Consider the following 20,405-nt stretch of genomic DNA (forward strand, 5'->3'; position numbering starts at 1 on the left):
GCTGCCCCCTTTAATGAGTATCTATAATGCTTATTATTGAAGGGCGTCGATACATGTCAATGAAATACGTATTTTCAATACGTGTTTTTTGTGAGAAGAGTGCTTATGCAGATTTCAAAGTTCTCAGATTACGCACTTCGCATCCTGATCCACCTCTCCACCCATGAGGAGGGGCTAATGTCTACGCGTGAAATTGCGGAGATGCAAAAGCTACCCTTTAACCACCTGGCCAAGATTTCCCAATGGCTTACTCATGAGGGCTACGTGGAATCAGTGCGCGGGCGCAACGGGGGCATGCGGATGGCACTGCCGCCGGAGGCTATATCAATTGGCGGGCTGCTGCGTAAGTCCGAGCGCGGCACACCGCTGGTTGAGTGCATGAAGGAAGGCGGCGGCTGCTGCGTGATGACCCCGGCCTGCGGCCTATTGCCGATCCTGACCGAGGCACAGGAAGTGTTCTTTGCCGCACTAGACAGCAAGACCCTGCAGAATGTTCTGGAGGGAAACCGAGGAATGAAGAACCTGATTCGGGCGCTGGAAGCCGGGCAGGGTGCGGCCTGAAGCCACAAATGCGCAACCATATTGCGCATTTTGACGACAAACTACTTGGCAGCGTCCAAAACCACACCTTCCAGCGGCTGCCCCTCCCAAGCGTCGAACGCCACCGACAGGTGCCATGCCTTGAAGCCGATGTAACCGGCCAGCAGGGCCAGTATCAGCAAATACATAGCCCTGCGGAAGCGGGGGTTCTCCTCAGCTTGGCGCATCTTCACCGTTCCATAGCAGATACAGCGTCAGCATCCGGATCTGTGCATCGCTCAGGCGTCCCTCCCAGGCGGGCATAACGCCCATGCGGCCATAATAGATGCTGCGGTATACATCTTCCCTGCTGTTGCCATAAATCCATTGGCCATCGCCCAGATCCGGCGCGCCGATTTCATATCCGCCGCGCCCGTCGTCCCCATGGCAGGCCGCACAGTTGTCTTCAAAAACTCCACTTCCGGCTTCTGCAGCCGCCGCATCATGTTCCAGCCCGGACAACGACAGCACAAAATCAGTCACCTCGCCGACCTGTTGCTTTTCAAGCATCCCATCCGCCCCAAAGGCCAGCATGAGAGCGTTGCGCGTCTCGTCATGGGCCGCATTGATGCCATAGCGGATCGTGTATTCGATCTCCTCCGGCGATCCCGACCACAGCCAATGGCCGTCCGCCAGGTTCGGAAAGCCAGGCTGCCCCCTCAGATTTTCCGTATGGCAGGCGGCGCAATTGTCTGCATAAAGCTTGGAAATGGCCGCGCCATAACGCTCCTCCAGCGCCGGATCGGCGGCCAGCGCTTCAAAATCCTCCGATGCGAATGGTGCAAAAGCTTGTTCGCGGTCCGCCTCTGCTTTCTTCAGCGAGGCCATGACTTCCGCCCTTGAGGAATACCCAAGCGCCCCTTTGGCGTAATCCCTCACAGCAGGAAAAGACGGATAGAACACCCAAAATGCGGCGGCCACTGCAATACTGCCCCACAGCGACCATCGGGCGGCCCAAGGAACCGGCGTGTCCAGCTCCTTGATCCCGTCCCACTCGTGACCGGTCAAGTCCGTACCCGAGACCGGATCCTTTTCTCTTACCGCCATGGCTGGTCCTCCCGCCCGTCCAGCGGAGACTGCGCCGCATCGTCATACATGCGGCGCCGCGAGGGCCAGTAGACCCAGACCACGGCCGCCAGGAACACACTCAGCAGATAGATCGCGCCCCAGGTTTTGGAGAAGACCAGAACTGCATCATGGGTCATCGGTTCACCTCCTCGGGGTTCAAAGAATCGAAATCAACAAGCGTTCCCAGCATCTGCAGGTAGGCCACCAGCGCATCCATTTCTGTCAGACTTCCGGGCTGGCCGTCGAAATCACGCACCTGGACGCTTGCCCCATAACTCTCCTGCAGCTCGCCTTCGTAATTCTGCTCGAAATCTGCCTGCCAGACCGCGTCCTTTTCGGCATTTTCGATCTGCGCTTCTGTGTAGGGCACCCCTGCGCGGCTCAGCGCCTTCAGCGCCGCGGGCAAATGGCCGGTCGGCAGCCTGTTTTCGGACAGGAAGGCATAGCCGGGCATCACAGATCCGGGGACCAGTTCACGCGGCGCCTCCAGATGCGCCACATGCCAGTCATCGGAATACTTGCCGCCGATCCGGGCCAGATCAGGCCCGGTGCGCTTCGATCCCCATTGGAACGGGTGGTCATACATGCTCTCGGCGGCCAGGCTGTAATGCCCGTAACGCTCCACGTCCGAGCGCAAGGTGCGGATCATCTGGCTGTGGCAGGCATAGCATCCCTCGCGCACATAGATGTCGCGCCCGGCCAGCTCCAATGGCGTATAGGGCCGCATGCCTTCGACTTCCTCCACCGTGTTTTCGATTGTAAACAGCGGTGCAATTTCGACGATGCCGCCGATCGAGGCCACCAGCAGGATCATCATGGCAAATCCCAGCGAGTGGCGTTCAAGTTTCTGATGTGCTGTGCTCATGGGCGTTACTCCGCAGGCCGGGTCAGAGGCCCGGTTTGCCGGGTTTCCATTTTCCGCGGCCCGCTTACGGTCATGTAGATGTTGTAGGCGCCGATACAGGCCCCAATCAGATAGAGCAGCCCGCCGACCGCACGGGCGACATAGTAGGGGTGCATCTCGATCACACTGTCGAGGAAGGAATAGAGGAAAGCGCCATCCGCATCATAGGTCTGCCACATCAGCGATTGTGTAATGCCGCTGTTCCACATCGCACCGACGTAGATCAGCGTGCCTGAGAGGGCGAGCCAGAAGTGCCAGGCCTCCAGTTTCAGCGAATAGACGCCCTCGCGTTTCCAGACCCAAGGCACCATTTTGTACATGGCGCCAAAGGTGATAAAGGCCACCCAGCCAAGCGCTCCCGCATGCACATGGCCCACGGTCCAGTCGGTGTAATGGCTCAGCGAGTTCACCGGGCGGATCGCCATGAAGGAGCCTTCGAAGGTGGCTAGGCCGTAGAACAGGATCGCCACCATCATAAAGCGGACGGCAGGGTCGGTGCGCACCTTGTCCCAGGCGCCGTTGATCGTCAGGATACCGTTGAAGACCGAGGCCCAGCTGGGCACCAGCAGGATGATCGACATGCTCATGCCCAAGTATTGCACCCAATCCGGCAGCGCCGTGTAATGCAGGTGGTGCGACCCTGCCCAGAGGTAGAGAAAGGTGATCCCCCAGAAGCCGACTATTGACATCCGATAGGAATAGACCGGCCGGTTCACCGCCTTGGGCAGGAAATAGTAGAGCATACCCAAGAAGCCTGCGGTCAGCAGGAACCCGACCGCATTATGGCCGTACCACCACTGCGTCATCGCATCCTGGGTGCCGGCAAACAGCGAATAGCTCTTGGGGTAGGCAATCGAGACCGGAACCGAGAGGTTGTTCACGGTGTGCAGCATCGCAATCACCACGATGAAAGCGAGATAGTACCAATTGGCCACATAAATATGCGGCTCAGCCCGTCGCGCCAGGGTGCGCAGATACAGAGTCAGGTAACCGATCCAGACCACCAGCAGCAACAGGTCCGCGTACCATTCCGGTTCAGCGTATTCCTTGGACTGGGTGATGCCCAGCGGGTAGCCGGAGGCTGCCAGCACCAGGAACAGGTTGTATCCCCAGAAAACTAGCCAGGGCAGCGTTTCGCTGGCCAGCCGCGCCCGTGATGTCCGCTGCACAACGTAAAAGGACGTGGCGATCAGCGCGTTGCCGCCGAAGCCGAAGATAACGCTGGAGGTATGCACCGGCCGCAGCCGTCCGAAGTTGGACCAGGACATATCGCCGTTAAGCGACGGGATGGCCAGTTGCCACGCAAGAATGTCACCAACGGCAAAACCGATTATTCCCCAGATCAAAGTGGCAATGACACCGAAGCGGATGACTTTGTCGTTATACTCTAAAGGCACCTCTCCCGGCCCGTCACTGATCCGGTTCAGCATCCACATGATGCCCCAGCCAGCGGCCAGCGCGATCAGCCAGCCGTGCAGCACATAGCCCAGCGGCACGCCCCAGCCCAGTACGGCAAGCCCGCCCAAGAGCACGGCAAATAAAGCGCCGAAAATGACGCCATCCTCTATGCTTAGATTACGTTGCATCGGACACCTCCTGTCGGTGGAACCGGACTTCGAATTCCACTGCGCCAAGCGCCTCGACCGAGTGTATTTCCTGCGGGGCAAAGATGGCGGTTCCACCCGCTTCGACAATCACCTCTGCCTTGTCTTCCCGCCGGAACAGCAGCCGACCGCTTTGCACCGCCAACTGACCCCAGACGCCCGCCTTGGTACTGTGATCCTTACGCAATTTCTCCGGGAGGGTGTCCTGCGTAAACCGCGAGGTGGCGTAATGCACCGCGCCTTTGGGAAGAGCCTCAGCCATTCATGCATCTCCATGGAACAGATCCGCGTAGGCATGCCAGGTGGCATAGCCAAGCAGCGGAAAGACAATTGCAAGCCCCAGCAACCCGGTCAGAATGCCCAGGGCGGTCAGGAAGGTGATGGCAGCGCCCCACCAGACGCAGAGCCGGAAATTATGGGTGGCCGCATTGAAGCTCAACCCCATGGCCGAGAAGCCGTCGATCTCGCGATCCACCAGCATCGGCACTGAAAACGCCGAGACCGCAAAGCCAAGCGCTGCAAACAGCCCGCCCGTCAGCGAACCCGCGATCATCAGCACCCACCCTGCCTGCGTGCTGAGCAGCAATTGCAAGGTTTCGATGAAACCGGCAAAGGGGCGCAGACCGTAGACGATGGCAAACAGCACCGTGGCTGCCCGGATCCAGGTCAGGGCAAAAACCATCAGGATGGCACCCACCAGCGCGATCTGCCCTTTTGAGGCTACCTCGCGCCGCCCACGGGCCACTGCGTAGAGCCCAACCGTTGCAACCGGCCCAATCAGTACTCCGCCCGCCAGCAGCGGCAGCAGCATCCAGCCGGTCCCGCTCGCTGAAAGGAGCCAGATCAAAGCCCAGCCCCCTAGGACCAGTGCCATCCCATAGCCAAGGGAAAACCCTGGGTTCGCACGCAGATCTCGCCAACCGGCAACCAGCCAGCGTTTCACCACCTGTCCCGGATCCTCTTGGATCACCCTTGCTTTGGAATAGACGCCTGCGGTCATTTTTCGCCTCTCCTTTTGGCCGTCCGGGACGGAATGATGGTTTCGATCCTAACACACGAGACAGCGACCCTCCGGCAACTGCCCGTAAATTACTCATGCCAGAACAGGTGGAGCCCCTTCAGGCTTGCGGAAGTTTTCGATTCCATAGGACAATCCGTTGCCGATGCGGTCGGCCAGATTTGCAAATGCCGCGGCCGTTTCCGGTTTCAACTCGCGGTTTGCCGTGTCCCGGAACAGCTCCAGCCACCGAGGAAAGTGCTCCGGCAGTATTTCCGAGTTGGACAGATGGACCTGCATGGGATTTCCTTCATACCCCGGTTCGCGCAGGATCGCCCCCCTCCAGAACGCTAAGATTTTCGCCTCGTGCGCTGGCCAGTCTTCAATGGCCGCACTGAACACTGGGCCAAGCACATTATCCACGCGGATACGTGCATAAAAACAACATACCAGCCTGCTGATCTCTTCCGGGGTAACATCAAACATATGTGGCCGCGCCCGCTGTACTTGCGCCATGAGAATCTCCAAGTTTGACCATGACATCCCTACTTTACCGAGTACTTACTTTACCAAATAGGTATTTTCAAGTCGTATTTTAATTCCCCTCCGGCAACGGCGGCTTGGGCGCAGCCAATTTGGCAGTTTCAACTAGACCGGCGCGCAACAGAGACCGCATATGCAGGACTGCGCAGGGCGAATACATTATCGTGAGGTTCTGCCACACCCTCTGGCAAATGAGAGGGGTCAAACACTTTGGCAACGCTCTCCGCCCGGTCATCCGGCAACTCGATTTGCACCGTTCCAAGGATCAGTTCGCCATGCACCCCATCCCATGGGACGGTTGGATCCGAGATATCATCCGCATCATTCGCCACAACCAGCTTCAGCGTCCATCGGGCAGGCCGATTACTCAACTCCCGCAGCAACCTGTCATAAAGGAAATCATCCGGCAGATCCTTCTTCTCCTCATCCGTCAGGCCGTGGCGACCGCCTTCAGGCTCCAGAAGGATACGGGCCGCAAGCACGCCTTCGCTGGTACCGAAGTGGTAGGCATGGCCTGAATGATACTGTTCTGCAGAATAACACCGGCAAGGCGCCACAGATTTGAGGTAGGCTTGATGCGGAACGGTGTTCGGGTTTGCGTCATTAAACGCCTTTACCTTTGCAGGGTCCGGTGCGCCAGTTGCTGGGTCAGCAACCCGCGCCGCCAAAAATGCCTTAAATTGCTCTGCCGAATTGGCGAAGAACACCGGATTTGAGATCAATGCCATAGCCCATTTTTCGGCGTTCTGCCCGATCTCCAACCCAATCCCCCGGACGGTTGGGCTTTTATCGCTAATCGCTGGCTTACCGCCCCCAACCGAGAAGCGCGCAACTACCTGCTGTTCGGATTGCAATAGCGGTATCTGCGCTTCACCACCACCGGATGCGGGAATGAAGCGGCCCCTGACGGAAAACCCCTTGGCATGAGACGCGCGGTATCCGGCATGGTGACCAAAAGTACCATTCAACGCATCAATCAGCTCTTCTGCCCCAGACATGTCCTTCAACTCCTCATTTCTGACTGCGCAAAGAAACTGCTGCAGTGCAAATTATATCGTGCACGACATAGTGCAGTTCGACACTACTCTTGACATCCGCAAACTGTCAACTAGAAATATCGCGCACGATTTAATGGGAGCATGAGGACCAGGATGTCAAAACTGCCCGAAAATGCCGATGAGATGTTCTGCTTTGCGGTGTACAATGCTTCCCACGCAATCAATCAGATCTATGGCCCACTATTGAGGCCTCTGGGCCTAACCTATCCACAGTACATTACCCTGATGTTGCTGTGGGAGCGCGATGCGCAAGGCGTGAGCGAGCTAGCGGCACAGCTCTCCTTGAAAACCAGCACCCTCACACCGCTGCTCAAGCGGCTGGAAAGTTCTGGCCTGGTGCAACGGATCCGGGGCACCAAGGACGAACGTCAAGTGTTTGTGCATCTTACCGACAAGGGCCGGGACCTGCACGCAGCCTCACGCAAAATAACATCATGCCTTGTGGAAGCGACGGAGATGGAACCGGAGGCATTGGATCAGATTACCACCAACCTGACCCGCCTTACCAAAAATCTGACGCATGGGAGCTGATGGTAGCGCACCTTGCCTATATACCTGTAGTGGCTTGCACTTATCCGGGCGCCGAATAAATCCAACTTACAACAGCTACCAGACGCGGGAGTCGCATGGCAGCAACAAGTCAGTTGAAGGGCAGCACTGAATTTACCGTTCGGGGGCAGCCCGCTTGCGCGGCGCTGCCCCTTGCAAGGTTTTGTTGGTAACAATCATTCCTTTTCGGAGAGGCGCTGTCCAACGCCGAGTGCATAGATCATTGAACGAACCTGCAACATTGGATCTTCCGAGGGGGCAAACCCGTCGCTCAGCACCATTGGGTCAAAGTTGAGCTCATCACACTGACCGTCACTTTCAGCCATTGCGGCTTTTGCGGTAAAGCGAGCCGCGACGATCTCGGTATGGTCCCCGGTCCATTGAACGGACGGATCCGCGACAACGTCATCTGGATTGGCCAATGTCACAACCATGTCCCAGGAAACGCCACCGTCAGCGATATTTTTCTGCATGTTTTCCAAGAAGAAATCAGGGTGGGTCTCTGTGACAATACCCTCTTCTCCGGAAGGTCGGAATGAGAAACGCATCGCCGTTTGCGTGCCAGCCTCATTCACCAGATAGAAGGAATTCACGCTGTTGAAAGTCGTGCCTTCGTAGGGGCGTAGGGTTTCGGCCTGTCAATGAGCGTTCAAAGTTGACCCGGTTTCAGCATTTAAAATTGACCCACCCCATGTGGCGCAAAGCCCCCAGGCGGGCCGCCCTCATATAGCGAGTCCGTCTGGGGGCTTTGCTTTCGGGACGGTTACTTTTCTCTGCGGCTTTTGCTCTGAGCAAAGCGATAGGACGTGTTGCCGGTTTCGATGATTGCGCAATGGTGGGTGACGCGATCCAGCAGCGCGGTGGTCATCTTGGCATCGCCAAAGACCGAGACCCACTCTCCGAACTCCAGGTTGGTGGTGATGATGACGCTGGTTTTCTCGTAGAGCTTGCTGATCAGATGGAACAGCAATGCTCCGCCAGACTTGGGGAACGGGATGTAGCCCAGCTCGTCGATGATGACGCAATCCAGAGCCGAGAGTTGCCGGATGATCTTCCCGGCATTGCCCTCGGCCTGTTCCTTGATCAGGGCGTTGATCAGATCGACGGCGTTGAAGAAGCGTGCCTTCTTGCCGTTGGTGATCAGGGTGGTGCCCAAAGCGATGGCGATATGGGTTTTGCCGGTGCCGGTTCCGCCCACCAGGATGAGGTTGTGCGCCTCTTGGGTGAACTGCCCTGTGCAGAACGGTTCGATCTGGGTCTGGGTGATGGCGGCAGCACCATAATCGAAGGTGGCGAAGTCCTTATGATGGGGGAACTTCGCGATCCTCATTTGATACTGGATAGAGCGCGCCCGCCGCTCTACAGTCTCCGCGTCGATCAGTTGCTTTATCGCTGTGGTCAGACTTGGTGGCTTGCGCGCGGACAGCAAATCATGTGCGCAAGCTGCCATTCCGTGCAACCTCAGGGCGGTCAGTTGGTCGATCAGGGCGTTCATGCGGCAACCTCCTCAGTCGAGCACAGGATCTCATAGCGCTTGCAGTCGGCCTCGGGTCGCAGGGTCAGTTGCGGATAGGCATAGGCTTCGCTGAGCGGCGTGATGACCGGCTCCACCAACTGGTTAATCAGGTTGATGATGGCGGGCAGGCGGAGGGTGTTTTGTGCCACGGCCAGTTCACAAGCCATCTCGACAACCTCGATCCCGTGATCCTGGACGAGCAGAAGCAGATCAACGAACTCCCGATCCCCGCCCTTGTCTGCCATGTAATGTTCCCTGATCTGGTGCATGGCCTCAGGCAGTTGCCAGTCCACGAAGGGTGCGCCATTGCGTAGGGCGCCGGGCTTGCGATCCAGCAGAGGAACATAGTGCCAGGGTTCAAAGTAGCTGACGTTGCGGGTGAAGCGGCGCTTATGCTCGGCGATGATATCCTGGCCCGACACCAGCATAATCCGGCCCGCATAAGCGCGCAGCGACACATGTTGACCGGCAAAGTGGGACGGGACGCTGTAGCGGTTGCTGGCATATTGAACCAGGCAAGTGGATCGGACACGAACCGTCTTCTCAACATAGCCGTCAAAAGGCCGACCCAAGGGGCGCAGCTCGGCGCGTTCGTCTTCGAACACCTCGGCAATCGTGCGATCCTGCTGTTCGGGATGGGGACGATTGGCCAGTTCTTCACAGCGCAGGCGCAACCAGGTGTTCAGCGCATCAAGATCTTCAAAGGCAGGCTTGGGCACAAACAACCGGCCGCGCAAAAACTGGACCTGGTTCTCGACCTGCCCCTTCTCCCAACCCGCTGCGGGCGTGCAGGCAACAGGTTCCATCACATAGTGGTTCATCAGAGCCAGGAACCGGGGATGGAATATCCGGTCCTTCGAGCGGGACACATAGGTCACCATGGTCTTGGGGTTATCAATGATCACCCGTCGTGGAACCCCGCCATAGAAAGACAGTGCCTGCACAAAAGCATCCAGAACCATCTCCTGGGCTTCGCCGGGATAGGCGATCACCAAAGGCTTGCGGCTGTGGCACAGGCGGAAATGGGCAACCTAGATCTTTTGTTCAACGCCGCCCAGGACAACCCGTTCTTCGCTCCAGTCAAACTGAAGGGCGTCACCAGCAGCAAAATGCAGGGGGATAAAAGCATCGCCAGAACCGGCGCCAGCCCGCTTCAGATCGCGGACAAATCGCTGAACTGGAGAATAGGACCCGGTGTAGCCTTCCACCACGAGCTGCTCATAAAGCTTCTGGGCCGTTCGCCGCTCCCGACGTGGTCGCTTCTGGTCCTGATCGAACAGTTCCTGAAGCCGGAGATCAAACCCGTTGCACAGTTTGTGCCGAACCGGTGGAGCCTGGCGCTGGTAGCTCGGCGGGCTCTCATCCTTCAAATACTTCTTGATCGTGTTGCGCGATAATCCCGTCGCCCGCGCAACAGACCGGATACTGCGCCCTTCAACCAGCACCCACAGACGGATCTTCGATACACTTTCCATCAATAACACCTGCTCTTTCCTCCGCACTTGAAGCGCGGATGTTAACGAAACAGGTGGGTCAATTTTACTCGCTCATAACCCACCTAAGTGGGTCAATTTCGCATGCCGATTCACAGTGCAGGTCCTCACGCGCGTCTTGGTCGGGTCCAGCACCAGCCACGTCGCGTCCTCCCTGTCGATCCGCGTGAGGCCCAAGTCCGTCATCTCTTAGCTCGCCAGCATCAACGTCCAAAGCAAACTCGCGACCATCATCGAGACGATCCCCGCCAAGAATGTCCCCATGATCAGCCAGGGCGAGATCGTCAGCCACCTCTTGTTCTGTCGCAGAAAGCTGCGGGTATCGGTCTCGATTGTACGATGCGCGTTTATCGCAATGCTGTTCAAATCGGTCCTGAAGCTCTCCAGTTGAGATGCCATCGAGGCGGCGTAGTCCTGCCTGATCGTGTCCAGTTCCGCGTTCAACTTCTCGCTCAGCCGGGTCGGCTTGCCAGTCTTCATGGAAAATCTCTCCTTTCAGTCGCCAGCGCTCGCCGGTGTCGGGGTCTTGTGCGGTCAGGTAGGCTTTGCCCGCGCGGGGGAGGTCGAAGCCTGCGTCAGCAAGGGCGTCGACCATACTAGCGCGGTCGGTGATCAGGCCGACGCTAATCTGGTCTTGCAGCCATGCATGCAGCTCGTCGCGGCCTTGGGCGCGGGTTGCTGTTTGCTCTTCTGTGGGATTGGTTGCGGTCATGATCTGAGGCCTGCGGCTTGGATTTGGGCCTGCGTCACCAGCTTCGACGCAAGCAATGCTGTGACTTGGGGTGCCGTGATGTGTTCGCAAATCGGGTTGCGGTCACTGATCCAACAGGCCAGTCGCGCATGGTGATCAGCCTGCAACGCTGTCGCCTTCTCCCGGTCTTCCCCTTGCTTCTCGACATAGGCCTGCCACCGCCGCGACTGAAACCAGTTGTCGGAAAAGCAGACCTTGGAGCGAGTGAAACCTGCGCTACCGTTGGCGTAGGCTTGGATGGCCTGCCGCAAGTTCTCCGGTGCGACCCCTTCCTTCATGGCCTCTTCGATCTGGGCGATGCAGACCGCCTTGCCCCGTAGCCGGTCCGGCGGGTATGCCGCCAGAATCTTCTCAATTTCTTCATCCGCCGCCGCCTCGCGCCTGCACGTAGGTGGTTTATGGATGGTTGTAGGATGGTTTGGGGGCCGTGGTGGCCCCGGTACCCCGGCCACAGTGGCCCCCGTGCCGGGGCCAGACTGGACGGGGGCCACTGTGGACCCCGTCTCAATTTCGGGTTCAAGCGTGGGGTCCAGGGCCTCAACCTTGGCGAGATCGATCCGGTAGACGACGGTGAAACCGTTCTTGCAGGTACGCGCGCCGGTCTCAACCAGAATGCCTTCCTTCAGGAATTCGCGCACGGTTCGCTTAACGGTGGTCTCCCCCAGCTCGGTGTGCCGCTGAATCGTGCCTTTGGAACACCAGATGCCCGAACCGTCATCGCTCGCCTTATCGGCGAAGAACATGATGATCTGCTTGCGCGTGGCACTCCCGAACTTGCGTTCCGCGCATGTGTTCGCAACCCGCCAGCTCATTGGAAGGCCCCAAAACGCGCAAAGACGTGCGAATTTTGTACAGGTTTTGTACGAGATTTCCGCGGTTTCAGCAGAATTCGGCGCGAAAGCTCACGGGACTTTCTGCAAGCTCCTGCACAAAGCTCTGTAAATAAGTCATATTTTTCAGGTGGTTTTGGCGACCCCGGCAGGATTCGAACCTGCAACCTGCCCCTTAGGAGGGGGCTGCTCTATCCAGTTGAGCCACGGGGCCTGCTTGTTTACGCGATAGCAAACCCACCGTGGCAAAACAATCCTCACGAATTGGATTTTGCAGGCGTTGCGCCCCATTGTGCAGCGCGCTCTGTCTGCGCTAACCTAACAGGAACAACAATGTGAGGCCATCGACGTGACAACGGACAACAAGCGCCCGCTTACCCTTCGTGATGTATCCGAAGCAACCGGCGTTTCAGAGATGACTGTCAGCCGTGTTCTGCGCAATCGGGGGGATGTTTCAGAGAAGACCCGGAAAAAGGTTCTGACGGCCGCCAAGGAACTGGGCTATGTGCCCAACAAGATCGCTGGCGCGCTGGCGTCGAACCGGGTCAATCTCGTGGCGGTGATCATCCCGTCGCTGTCCAATATGGTGTTTCCTGAGGTGCTGACGGGCATCAATTCGATACTGGAAAATACCGATCTGCAGCCCGTGGTCGGGGTGACGGATTACCAGCCCGAGAAAGAAGAAAAAGTCCTTTACGAGATGTTGTCCTGGCGGCCGTCTGGCGTGATCATTGCCGGATTGGAACACACAGAGGCGGCGCGCGCGATGTTGAATGCGTCGGGCATTCCGGTGGTCGAGGTCATGGACACTGACGGCAAACCGGTGGACGCGATGGTGGGGATTTCGCATCGCCGCGCGGGCCGTGAAATGGCCAAGGCCATCCTCAAGGCGGGCTATCGTCACATTGGCTTCATGGGCACCAAGATGCCGCTGGACCACCGCGCCAGAAAGCGGTTTGAGGGCTTTACCGAGGCGCTGGCCAAGGAAGGCGTTGAGATCGAAGATCGCGCGTTTTATTCTGGTGGTTCGGCGCTCGCCAAGGGGCGGGAAATGACACAAGAGATGCTGGAACGCTCTCCTGAGCTTGATTTTCTCTATTACTCCAACGACATGATCGGCGCAGGCGGGATGCTCTATCTGATGGATCAGAAGATCGATATCCCTGGTCAGATCGGTCTTGCCGGGTTCAACGGGGTTGAGCTGTTGCAAGGTTTGCCGCGCCAGCTAGCCACGATGGACGCCTGTCGTCTGGAAATCGGGCGCAAAGCTGCCGAGATCATCGCGGCGCAGCTCGACAACCCGGATCAGGAGATCGAGAAACACGTGACCCTGACCCCGACCATCACCTACGGCGACACGCTTAAGCGGCGCTGATGTCCGTTGCGCGGCTGGACAACCGGGCCGCGCGGCGGCTGTTTATGGATCGTCATGCGCTGCTGGAACAGCCCAGCGGGTCCGCTACGGGTGATGCGCTACTGGACCTGATCACTCGATTGGGGTTCGTGCAGCTGGACAGTATCAACACTGTTGCCCGCGCCCATGACATGATCCTCTATTCACGCAGGCCCAGCTATCGCCCCGCCGCTCTGAAGCGACTTTATGAACGGGACCGCCGTCTGTTTGAACATTGGACGCATGATGCAGCTGTGCTGCCGATGGCGTTCTATCCTCACTGGCATCTGCGGTTTCAGCGGGATGCCGAGGTGTTGCGCAAACGCTATCGCAACTGGCATCGCGACGGGTATGAGGCAAAGTTTCAGCATATCCTGGATCACATCCGGGACCATGGTCCGGTCGGGTCATCCGATGTCGGCAAGGACGAGGCCAAGGGATCGGGCGGCTGGTGGGATTGGCATCCGTCAAAAACGGCGCTGGAATATCTTTGGCGGTCGGGCGCACTGACCGTTGTGGGGCGCAGTGGTTTTCAGAAACGCTATGACCTGACGGAGCGAGTGATCGACCCCGCCCTTGTGCCTAACCAAGGCACTGTTGATCCGCGTGAAACCGTGGACTGGCTGTGCAACGCTGCGCTGGACCGGCTGGGGTTTGCCACTTCGGGCCAGCTCGCGGGCTTCTGGGCAACGGCCAGTCCGGCTGAAACCGCCGCCTGGTGCAAACATGCCGAGGCTGATGGCCATATTGTCCCGCTTGAAATCACACTCGCAGATGGGCGCAACCGACGTGTGTATGCGCGCTCGGGGGCCATCGACAACGCCGCAGATCTGCCTGCACCGCCGGGCCGGATACGGGTGCTTAGCCCCTTTGATCCTGCGCTGCGGGACCGCAAACGGACTGAAGAACTGTTTGGCTTTCACTACCGGATTGAGGTCTTCACCCCTGCCGCCAAACGCCGCTATGGCTACTACGTCTTCCCGCTGATGGAAGGGGACCGGCTGATCGGGCGTATCGACATGAAGGCGCAGCGCCAGGCGGGCCTGCTTCATGTCACAGCCCTGTGGCCTGAACACGGGGTCAAATGGACTGTGTCACGCCAAGCCCGGCTGGAGGCGGAATTAGACCGCGTTGCCCGTTTTGCGGGGGTGGAGCAGGTGACATTTGCCGATGGATGGCGACGTGAAACTCTCTAGATACGGCTCTAATCAGGTGGTTCAGGCCAGATCCGGGCGCAAAAGCGGCTCAATCACCGCACGGTAATCCGCAGGTGCGGGCCTTGTTGTGAAATCCTCGGGCGCGATGAAGACACAGACAAATTTGCCCTCAAAACACAAAATCCCGTCTTGGCTGGCCTCGACCCGGAAGGTGACAGATTTCTGTCCCAGCGCTACCGGCCAGACTGCACAGGCCAGGCGATGGCGTGGGGTCACAGGTGAGCGGAAATCTATGCTCATATGGACAAAGGGCGTGCCGGTGCCGCGATCCAACTCCATCTGATACCAGCCGTCGCCGTCCAGCTGATGTTCCCACCAACCATCAATCGCCTGAAGTGCAAAACCCGGCAGATGGCCGGTATAGGCAATCCGGGCCGGGTCACAATCGCCCCAGCCAACGCGGATTTCATGCACAAAATCGGGCGTATTTGGTTTGGTCATCGGCGGCCTCGGCTGTGAACGGGTTAAACGGATCGCGGCCACCCGCCGGAACGGATGGCCGCGTTATAGTGAATGATTACGTCTTAGCGCATCAACATCAACGGCAACAGCGTGATGATCGGAAAGGCAACGAGGATCACCACCCGGATCAGATCAGAGGCAACAAAGAACATAACCGCCTTGTAGGTATCGACCATACGCGTGGTGCGATCCATCGCATTGATGACAAACAGGTTCATGCCGACCGGCGGGGTGATCAGGCCAACCTCGACCACGATCAGAACCAGAATACCAAACCAGATGGCGACGTATTCGGTCTCGATCCGGTTCGCTATACCTTGGGTGACACGGATGCCCAGCTCTTTCATCTGCTCGCGGGTCAGTTCGGCCCCCGTGGCAATCGCGTCTTGGATAGAGGCCAGCATTTCGGCCCCCATGCCTTCGGGTATGCCGGCCTTCAGGACCTCCATCGCCGCATCGGCCTGCATGGCGGGCAGGTTCACCAGGCCAAAATCCATCGCCGAGATCACCGGATAAAAGATCGGGATAGTCAGCAGGATCATTGACAGGCTGTCCATCAGGCAGCCAAATACCAGATAGAAGGTAAGGATCAGAATGAGCACCATCCACGGGCTTAGGCCTTGGCTGACGACGAAATCAGCCAGCTCCTGCGGCACTTTGGTTAGCGCAAGAAAGCCGTTATAGAACCCGGCCCCCAGCACGATGAAAAAGATCATCGCAGTGGAACGCGCAGTCACCATAAAGCTCTCGCTCAGCGTTGCTTGGGTCAGCCCCCCGTTGAGCCAGGCAATCAATCCGGTCCCCAGCGCGCCAACAGCTGCGCCTTCGGTTGGGGTGAACCAGCCCAGATAGATGCCGCCCACCACAAGGCCAAAAACCAATAGCACCGGCCAGACCCGGAAAAGCGCTGTAAACCGCTCTCCCCATGGCACCGGTGGTCGGGTGCCCGCACTGCCTGGAAACACCCGCACGTAGACAGAAATCGCGATAACATAGCCAATCGCCGCCAGAATGCCGGGAATAAAGGCCGCAAGAAACAGCTTGGCGATATTCTGTTCGGTCAGGATCGCATAGATCACCAGCACGACCGAGGGCGGGATCAGAATACCCAGCGTGCCGCCCGCCGCCAGTGTCGCAGTGGAAAACCCGCCCGCATAGCCATAGGCGCGCAGTTCCGGCAGGGCGACCCGGCCCATGGTTGCCGCTGTCGCCAGCGACGATCCGCAAATCGCACCAAAACCGGCACATGCCCCGATAGAGGCCATCGCAACGCCTCCTTTTTTGTGCCCCAGAAACCCCTCGGCTGCCTTGAACAGGGCGGTCGACATACCGCCCAGCGTTGCAAAATGCCCCATCAGCAGAAACATCGGCACGATGGTCAGAGAGTAGGAGGAAAAGGTCGAATAGGTCTCGCTCTTCATGCGACCAAAAGCGACCTGTGTGCCATCCGTCACCACAATCAGCCCGACCAGGCCAACCAGAAACATCGACAGGCCAATCGGTACCCGCAGAAAGATCAGGATCATCAGGATGGGAAAGGAAGCGATCCCGATTTCAAGTGCAGTCACTGTTCACCCTCCACGCCGTCCCAGACAAGGATCCGACCGGTAAAAAATTCGATGGTGCGCACAGCGCCCATATAGACGCCGACCAACGCGGCAACGATGGCGGCGATCAGGCTGGCGCCATAGGCCCACCAGACCGGAAATTCGAGCAGGAACGACGTCTCACCATTCTGTAACTTGCTCAGCGCGCCAGCGCCCAGTCGGACCGCAATCAACACCAGAACAGCGGCAAAGACGATTTCGGTCACCATGCGCAGGAACCGTTTGACGCCCCGTGAAAAACTGTTCGTCACGATATCAACCGATGCATGGCCCGCCGTGATCTGACAGAGAGGGAGAAAGGCAAAAATGGCAAAAGCCACGCCTGCCTCAACCACCTCAAAATCGCCATTGATAGGCCCGACACCGATGGCAATCAGCCATTCGGACAGCTCAGGGGCCAGCCCCTGCATCATCGCCCCATGTAGCGCGCCGTTCAGCAGCCGCCCGGCGATCGACAGACAGGTCAGCAGGATCAGCAGCGACAAGACAATACCGCCCACAATGGCCATTGTTCTGGCCAGTCCCATCATCAGCTTATGCATGGAATATGTACCTTTTTCAGGTGGGTGGACCCGCCGCCATCATGGGCTGCAGATCCACCGGTCTTGGGATCAGTTACTGATACTGAGCCGTGTATTTGTCGATCAGATAGGTTGCCTGCTCCAGCAGTGCGTCCCCATCGACACCTTTGGCCTTCATGTCGTCCAGCCACTGCTGGTAGATGGGCTGAGATGCCTCACGCCACGTGGCAGTCTGGTCGTCGTCCAGAGTGATGACATTGTTGCCCTCATCCAGCGCAAATTCCCGCGCGGGAGTGTCGGCATCCGCCATAGTACCACCGGCAAAGACCGAGAATTCCAGCCCAGAGTTGTCATCCACGGCCTTTTTCAGATCGTCCGGCAGGCTGTCGTACTTGTCTTTGTTCATCGCCAGAACAAAGGTCAGCGTATAAAGCGCACGACCGGTGAATTCCGTGTGGTTCTCAACCAGTTCCGGCACTTTCAGTGCGGTGGTGACTTCCCACGGGATGGTTGTCCCGTCGATCACACCTTTGGACAGCGCCTCGGGGATGGCAGGCACCGGCATGCCCACCGGGGTTGCGCCCAGCTCGGTCAGCAGACCATTGACCGACCGGCCACCGCCACGGATCTTCATACCGCGCAGGTCGTCGGGGGATTCCACGGGATCAGTGGTATGGATGATGCCCGGACCATGGACCCATGTGCCCAGGATTTTCACGTCCTTGAACTCGGTGTCCTTCATATGTTCGTCGAACATCTCCCAATAGGCGTGCGACGCCGCGCGTGCATTGGTCATCATGAAGGGCAGCTCAAACACTTCGGTCGACGGGTAGCGACCGGGCGTATAGCCGACCACGGTCCAGACGATATCCGCAACGCCATCAATGGCCTGATCCATCAGCTCTGGCGGCTTGCCCCCCAGCTGCATCGACGGATAGCGGTCAATCTTGATGCGGCCATCGGAAGAGGCCTCGACCTTGTCGGCCCAGACATCCAGAATCAGCTTGGGCACATTCGCCTGCGCCGGCAGAAACTGGTGCAGCTTCAGCGTCACCTCCTGCGCCATGGCGGACGTCGCGCCCATCGCCATGAGTGCAACGGCCCCCGCCGCGCCAAGTAGCTTTCTCCGAGTGGTCATGTGTTTCCTCCCTCTGACCTTCTTATCTTTAGATGTTTATCGCCCTCAGGTGACCCTGATGCAACAAACGCCGTTCATGGCCCGGCCATGGGCCTGACCCTGACCGTGCTGATGATGCCTCCAAGCCCCACCAGCTATTAGGTGCATTTGTAACCATCAACAGATGATTATGCATTTGTGCTGTATCATTTCCCACTTGTGCGAGTGATTACAGATCTCAGAAAGAAAAATACGTTACAAAATTATCAACGCAAGCCGTATTAGTGATACTTAAAACACCTACAGGTTGATATTTCGACCATCAGCCACCGTGTCCGCAACTCCGGTCAGCGCAGTGCCAGGCGCACAGGCGTTAGCCCGTCAATCCCGCCTTCGATACGATCTCCAGTTACCACAGGTCCAACACCGGCAGGCGTACCGGTTAGGATCAGGTCGCCGGGCCGCAAATGATAGTAGCCGGACAGATGGCAGATAATCTCCTCCACCGACCAGACCAGCTCGGCGAGGGTTGCATCCTGCCGGATGTCATCATTGACCGACAGCCAGATCCGCTGCGCCTCAACTTCGCCCCACTCCGCAGCCACAGTGAGTGAGGCAAAGACGGAACCGGCCTCTAGATCCTTGCCCAGGCTCCAGGGGCGCTGCTTCTGCCGTTCGCGCAGTTGCAAATCGCGGCGGGTCATATCCAGCGCGCAGCCGTATCCAAAGATCGCAGCCCGCGCCGCCTCTGGTGTCGGGTCTGTCAGCGGTGCGCCAATGGCGACGGCCAATTCCATTTCATGATGGAAATTCTCGGTGCCCCGCGGGTAGGGGATCTCTGTGCCACTCAACACCGTATGGCAGGCCGATTTGGTAAAGTAAAACGGCTGTTCGCGGTCAACCTCGACCCCCATCTCCGCCGCATGGGCCGCATAATTGCGTCCAACACAGAAAATCCGTCCAATCGGATAGCTGTCAGTCCGGCCCACAACGGGGATCATCGGAGCAGGAGAGAGATCAAAAAGGGGCTGTGACATGGTAGGGCTCCTGGAGTTGGCGAAACCAATGGTCTGCGGCGCGATCACGCGACGCCAGATGACCATCATCGTGGTGCGTGTTACCGTACCTTAGTCAGCAGTCTCCTTGAATCACAGCCAGAACAGGATCGTCGTTACAACAGCGAAGGTCAGCACGGTCTTGATCGGCCATATGGCCGAAATCTGGGTGCGCTAGCCTTTGCCTCTGATTTTTCTCAGACTCAGGCTGAGCGATTTGCGCATCACTTCGCGCAGGGAGGCGCCCGCGCCGTTGATCATGACGATTTGGCCCAATACCCGTCTCAGACAGGCGCGGCCCGCCGCTTTGTCCGATTGTGCGAAATGAAACGCGGCCATGTTCAGCAGGGTGATGGTCCCCATGAACAATTTCTGGTCCAGGCTTTCCTTCGAGAAAATGCCACCGCCATGTTCGCGGTACCCGGATTTGCCCAGTTCAGGCATGAATTTGCCGCGACCATGATGGCCGAGAACCGCCCAGACCGTCATGTCACCCATGGGGGCAGATCGCAGGAACATGGGCGGCGCCTTGGAAAACACATTCCTGAAACAGGTCGTCAGCGTGTTGATCGGCAGCCCTTGCTTTAGCTCAGCTGGCGAAAGATCACGCTCCAAACCATTTTTGAAGTCGATGGTTTCAATATCGTCCTGCACGCGCTTGACCGGACCATAGGTTAGTGAGACATCCGGTTCGCTGTCCAAAATCGCGACCTGTTTGCTGAGCTTGGCAGGATCATCCCAATAATCATCCCCATCGCAGATCGCCAGATACGCGCCCTGTGCATTGGGAAAGACATACGCATAATAGGGGTTTACCCCCTTGGAGTACTGATTGTCAGTTTGCAATATGGGGCGGATGATATCTGGGTAGCGTTGCGCATAGGTCTGGATGATCTCGGCGGTGCCATCGGTCGATGCGTCGTCGTGGATGATGATCTCTACACGAAAATCACAGATCTGATCCAGAAAACCCTCAAGACATTGCTCCAGAAATGCGGCGTGATTGAAGGTGATCGTACAGATCGACAGTTTGACCGGGTCTGTGGCCAAAAACCGCGCGTCTCGAAGTGCTGGAACCTTGGTCAATGTGCGTGCCTTCTTCGCTTGATCTGGATGGCCCTGTGCAGGGGCTGTTTCTGAA

Annotated in this window: 25 protein-coding genes and 1 tRNA gene; 4 read left to right on the top strand and 22 right to left on the bottom strand. The window is 58.0% G+C overall.

Annotated features, from left to right (window positions below):
• Positions 1 to 105 precede the first annotated feature (105 nt).
• Positions 106 to 561 carry an RrF2 family transcriptional regulator gene (locus PhaeoP97_RS00180; protein ID WP_072503349.1) on the top strand — a complete coding sequence of 152 codons (456 nt, stop codon included), beginning with the start codon at positions 106 to 108 and terminating at the stop codon, positions 559 to 561.
• A 41-nt stretch (positions 562 to 602) separates the two neighbouring features.
• On the opposite strand, the gene PhaeoP97_RS20250 is transcribed toward PhaeoP97_RS00180, so the two are convergent.
• The 9 genes from PhaeoP97_RS20250 to PhaeoP97_RS00220 all read right to left on the bottom strand — a co-directional run bounded on the left by PhaeoP97_RS20250 (position 603) and on the right by PhaeoP97_RS00220 (position 6,693).
• A complete protein-coding gene (locus PhaeoP97_RS20250; protein WP_157891218.1) occupies positions 603 to 767 on the bottom strand; it encodes a hypothetical protein in 165 nt (54 codons plus the stop codon).
• Positions 754 to 1,626: a cytochrome-c oxidase, cbb3-type subunit III gene (gene ccoP, locus PhaeoP97_RS00185; protein WP_072503350.1), complete on the bottom strand. Its 873-nt coding sequence runs from the start codon at positions 1,624 to 1,626 to the stop codon at positions 754 to 756. Before ccoP ends, PhaeoP97_RS20250 begins: the two co-directional genes overlap by 14 nt.
• A complete protein-coding gene (locus PhaeoP97_RS00190) occupies positions 1,617 to 1,784 on the bottom strand; it encodes a cbb3-type cytochrome c oxidase subunit 3 (protein WP_014875441.1) in 168 nt (55 codons plus the stop codon). Before PhaeoP97_RS00190 ends, ccoP begins: the two co-directional genes overlap by 10 nt.
• On the bottom strand, positions 1,781 to 2,512 hold the full coding sequence (gene ccoO, locus PhaeoP97_RS00195; protein WP_072503351.1) for a cytochrome-c oxidase, cbb3-type subunit II: 732 nt from the start codon (positions 2,510 to 2,512) through the stop codon (positions 1,781 to 1,783). The genes PhaeoP97_RS00190 and ccoO overlap by 4 nt, the downstream gene beginning before the upstream one ends.
• 5 nt (positions 2,513 to 2,517) lie before the next feature.
• Positions 2,518 to 4,137 (bottom strand): cytochrome-c oxidase, cbb3-type subunit I, encoded by a 1,620-nt coding sequence (ccoN, locus tag PhaeoP97_RS00200; RefSeq protein ID WP_072503352.1) that lies wholly within the window; start codon positions 4,135 to 4,137, stop codon positions 2,518 to 2,520.
• Complete coding sequence (locus tag PhaeoP97_RS00205) at positions 4,127 to 4,417, bottom strand: TehB family protein (RefSeq protein ID WP_072503353.1); 291 nt, start codon at positions 4,415 to 4,417, stop codon at positions 4,127 to 4,129. Before PhaeoP97_RS00205 ends, ccoN begins: the two co-directional genes overlap by 11 nt.
• Positions 4,418 to 5,155 carry a DUF2189 domain-containing protein gene (locus PhaeoP97_RS00210; protein ID WP_072503354.1) on the bottom strand — a complete coding sequence of 246 codons (738 nt, stop codon included), beginning with the start codon at positions 5,153 to 5,155 and terminating at the stop codon, positions 4,418 to 4,420.
• Positions 5,156 to 5,248: 93 nt separating this feature from the next.
• Positions 5,249 to 5,668, bottom strand: coding sequence for a group III truncated hemoglobin (locus PhaeoP97_RS00215; protein WP_072503355.1), 420 nt, complete (start codon positions 5,666 to 5,668; stop codon positions 5,249 to 5,251).
• A 128-nt stretch (positions 5,669 to 5,796) separates the two neighbouring features.
• A complete protein-coding gene (locus PhaeoP97_RS00220) occupies positions 5,797 to 6,693 on the bottom strand; it encodes a catalase (RefSeq protein ID WP_072503356.1) in 897 nt (298 codons plus the stop codon).
• A 153-nt stretch (positions 6,694 to 6,846) separates the two neighbouring features.
• Here PhaeoP97_RS00220 and PhaeoP97_RS00225 point away from each other — a divergent pair, with 153 nt between their 5' ends.
• Positions 6,847 to 7,284, top strand: coding sequence for a MarR family winged helix-turn-helix transcriptional regulator (locus PhaeoP97_RS00225; RefSeq protein ID WP_083570273.1), 438 nt, complete (start codon positions 6,847 to 6,849; stop codon positions 7,282 to 7,284).
• A gap of 194 nt (positions 7,285 to 7,478) precedes the next feature.
• On the opposite strand, the gene PhaeoP97_RS00230 is transcribed toward PhaeoP97_RS00225, so the two are convergent.
• From PhaeoP97_RS00230 to PhaeoP97_RS00255, 7 genes are all read right to left on the bottom strand, one after another.
• On the bottom strand, positions 7,479 to 7,850 hold the full coding sequence (locus PhaeoP97_RS00230) for a catalase family protein (protein WP_237028962.1): 372 nt from the start codon (positions 7,848 to 7,850) through the stop codon (positions 7,479 to 7,481).
• Between the two features lie 215 nt (positions 7,851 to 8,065).
• Entirely contained in the window at positions 8,066 to 8,797 is a 732-nt protein-coding gene (gene istB, locus PhaeoP97_RS00235) for an IS21-like element helper ATPase IstB (RefSeq protein ID WP_072503358.1), read from the bottom strand.
• On the bottom strand, positions 8,794 to 9,810 hold the full coding sequence (locus PhaeoP97_RS00240; RefSeq protein ID WP_237029005.1) for a Mu transposase domain-containing protein: 1,017 nt from the start codon (positions 9,808 to 9,810) through the stop codon (positions 8,794 to 8,796). Before PhaeoP97_RS00240 ends, istB begins: the two co-directional genes overlap by 4 nt.
• 39 nt (positions 9,811 to 9,849) lie before the next feature.
• A complete protein-coding gene (locus tag PhaeoP97_RS20480; protein WP_217525901.1) occupies positions 9,850 to 10,293 on the bottom strand; it encodes a hypothetical protein in 444 nt (147 codons plus the stop codon).
• A gap of 64 nt (positions 10,294 to 10,357) precedes the next feature.
• Entirely contained in the window at positions 10,358 to 11,023 is a 666-nt protein-coding gene (locus PhaeoP97_RS00245) for a hypothetical protein (protein WP_192849671.1), read from the bottom strand.
• Complete coding sequence (locus PhaeoP97_RS00250; protein WP_237028963.1) at positions 11,020 to 11,805, bottom strand: hypothetical protein; 786 nt, start codon at positions 11,803 to 11,805, stop codon at positions 11,020 to 11,022. The genes PhaeoP97_RS00245 and PhaeoP97_RS00250 overlap by 4 nt, the downstream gene beginning before the upstream one ends.
• A 224-nt stretch (positions 11,806 to 12,029) precedes the next feature.
• Positions 12,030 to 12,106, bottom strand: a tRNA-Arg gene (locus PhaeoP97_RS00255).
• A gap of 135 nt (positions 12,107 to 12,241) precedes the next feature.
• On the opposite strand from PhaeoP97_RS00255, the gene PhaeoP97_RS00260 reads away from it, so the two are divergent.
• The gene (locus PhaeoP97_RS00260) at positions 12,242 to 13,267 is read left to right on the top strand and encodes a LacI family DNA-binding transcriptional regulator (protein ID WP_072503360.1); all 1,026 of its coding nucleotides are present in this window, start codon (positions 12,242 to 12,244) and stop codon (positions 13,265 to 13,267) included.
• Positions 13,267 to 14,481, top strand: a complete 1,215-nt coding sequence (locus tag PhaeoP97_RS00265; protein WP_072503361.1) for a winged helix-turn-helix domain-containing protein — start codon at positions 13,267 to 13,269, stop codon at positions 14,479 to 14,481. The genes PhaeoP97_RS00260 and PhaeoP97_RS00265 overlap by 1 nt, the downstream gene beginning before the upstream one ends.
• Before the next feature lie 21 nt (positions 14,482 to 14,502).
• Here PhaeoP97_RS00265 and PhaeoP97_RS00270 read toward each other — a convergent pair whose 3' ends face one another.
• The 6 genes from PhaeoP97_RS00270 to PhaeoP97_RS00295 form a co-directional block, all read right to left on the bottom strand.
• Entirely contained in the window at positions 14,503 to 14,943 is a 441-nt protein-coding gene (locus PhaeoP97_RS00270; RefSeq protein WP_072503362.1) for an acyl-CoA thioesterase, read from the bottom strand.
• 83 nt (positions 14,944 to 15,026) lie between these two features.
• A complete protein-coding gene (locus PhaeoP97_RS00275) occupies positions 15,027 to 16,532 on the bottom strand; it encodes a TRAP transporter large permease (protein WP_072503363.1) in 1,506 nt (501 codons plus the stop codon).
• Complete coding sequence (locus tag PhaeoP97_RS00280; RefSeq protein WP_072503364.1) at positions 16,529 to 17,113, bottom strand: TRAP transporter small permease; 585 nt, start codon at positions 17,111 to 17,113, stop codon at positions 16,529 to 16,531. The genes PhaeoP97_RS00275 and PhaeoP97_RS00280 overlap by 4 nt, the downstream gene beginning before the upstream one ends.
• A gap of 73 nt (positions 17,114 to 17,186) precedes the next feature.
• Positions 17,187 to 18,230, bottom strand: a complete 1,044-nt coding sequence (locus tag PhaeoP97_RS00285; RefSeq protein WP_072503365.1) for a TRAP transporter substrate-binding protein — start codon at positions 18,228 to 18,230, stop codon at positions 17,187 to 17,189.
• Between the two features lie 326 nt (positions 18,231 to 18,556).
• Positions 18,557 to 19,246: a fumarylacetoacetate hydrolase family protein gene (locus PhaeoP97_RS00290; protein WP_072506215.1), complete on the bottom strand. Its 690-nt coding sequence runs from the start codon at positions 19,244 to 19,246 to the stop codon at positions 18,557 to 18,559.
• Positions 19,247 to 19,438: 192 nt separating this feature from the next.
• Positions 19,439 to 20,350 carry a glycosyltransferase family 2 protein gene (locus PhaeoP97_RS00295; RefSeq protein ID WP_072503366.1) on the bottom strand — a complete coding sequence of 304 codons (912 nt, stop codon included), beginning with the start codon at positions 20,348 to 20,350 and terminating at the stop codon, positions 19,439 to 19,441.
• Between the last annotated feature and the right edge of the window lie 55 nt (positions 20,351 to 20,405).

The organism is Phaeobacter porticola (assembly GCF_001888185.1).
In the GTDB taxonomy this organism is placed as follows: Bacteria; Pseudomonadota; Alphaproteobacteria; order Rhodobacterales; family Rhodobacteraceae; genus Phaeobacter; species Phaeobacter porticola.